Source organism: Methanohalophilus sp. RSK (assembly GCF_003722075.1).
In the GTDB taxonomy this organism is placed as follows: Archaea; Halobacteriota; Methanosarcinia; order Methanosarcinales; family Methanosarcinaceae; genus Methanohalophilus.
The window spans coordinates 1-1,276 of record NZ_RDSK01000010.1 but is presented as its reverse complement, the minus strand read 5'-3'; the positions used below and the strand labels follow the sequence as shown (position 1 = coordinate 1,276).

Genomic DNA, 1,276 nt, shown 5'->3' with positions numbered 1-1,276 from the left:
GTGAACTACCACCCTATGAATAGGGTGGCTTCCTGCTTCATTATTGAACCTATTGGTTCAATTCCACAGGCTTAAACTGTAGTTCCTACAGCACGATTCAGAATATTAATGGCAGCATTATGGTCGCGGTCAATAATTAATCCACAATTAGGGCAATTATGTGCCCTCGTTGCTAATGATTTTTTTACGTTTTGACCACAATTGCTGCAGATTTGAGATGTATTACATGGGTTAACTAATTCTACAAACTTACCAGCTTCTTCCGCTTTGTATTTTGTAAACTGAATTAGATTACTCCATGCTGCATCATGTATAGATTTTGAAAGTCTTGAATTTTTTACCATATCCTTTATATTCAAATCTTCAAAAACTATACAATCGTAAACATTAACCAATTCTCTACTTAACTTATGGTTAAAATCATTTCTTTGATTACGTATTTTTCGATGCAATTTGTTTACTTTCGCACATTGTTTTTTCCAGTTATTAGAAAACTTCTTTTTCCTACTAAGTTTACGTTGTTGCTTTTTTAATTTAATTTCCGTATTGTAATAATATTTTGGAGAATTAACTTGTGCACCATCACTTAACTCACAATGGAATTAAGTCCAACATCAATTCCAATGAAGGCAATAGGTTCTACAGGTTTTACATTGTTTTTAATTACAACAGAAAATGTTGCATACCATTGTTTTCCATCTCTACGAATGGTACAAGTTTTAATTTTACCTTCAATTTCCCGATGTTGAACGGTCTGCAAGAAATTCATTATAGATATATCTACAAACATCAAGCGTTTTATTCAATTTGATTTCTTGTTGTTTTGTAGGATATAACCTAAACTTATATGATTTTTGCATTAAATACCTATAGGCAAAGAATGCTTAAATACTTTTCGAACCTATAGGCGAATATGCCGTATTCAAGTTCTGCTGTATATGAAATTAATTATCATATTGTATGGTGTACGAAATATCGAAAACAGGTTATGAATGATGAATTAAAGCAATTTCTTGATGACCAGATAAGAACAATTGCTGATTCTAAAGAATGGGAAATACTTGAACTGGAAGTTATGCCTGAACATATCCATCTTTTCATAACTGCACCTCCATTCATAGCACCTACAGATATTGTCAAAATTATGAAAGGCGTTACTACAAAAAGAGCATTTCAAAAATTCCCCGAACTGCGAAATAAAGAATTTTGGGGAAAGCATTTGTGGTCTCCAAGTTACTACATAGGAACACAAGGTCAAGTATCTGCTGAAACGATC

2 protein-coding genes and 1 pseudogene are annotated in these 1,276 nt (G+C 32.5%); 1 reads left to right on the top strand and 2 read right to left on the bottom strand.

Features of this window, described 5'->3' with window-relative positions:
• Positions 1–71: 71 nt before the first annotated feature.
• A pseudogene (locus EFE42_RS10745) lies at positions 72–581 on the bottom strand (RNA-guided endonuclease InsQ/TnpB family protein); the annotation flags it as partial.
• Positions 582–731: 150 nt separating this feature from the next.
• Positions 732–860, bottom strand: coding sequence for a helix-turn-helix domain-containing protein (locus tag EFE42_RS10740; protein WP_233564720.1), 129 nt, complete (start codon positions 858–860; stop codon positions 732–734).
• A 53-nt stretch (positions 861–913) separates the two neighbouring features.
• On the opposite strand from EFE42_RS10740, the gene tnpA reads away from it, so the two are divergent.
• Positions 914–1,276 (top strand): IS200/IS605 family transposase (tnpA, locus tag EFE42_RS04560; protein WP_123136142.1); only part of this gene is annotated, 363 nt, incomplete at its 3' end.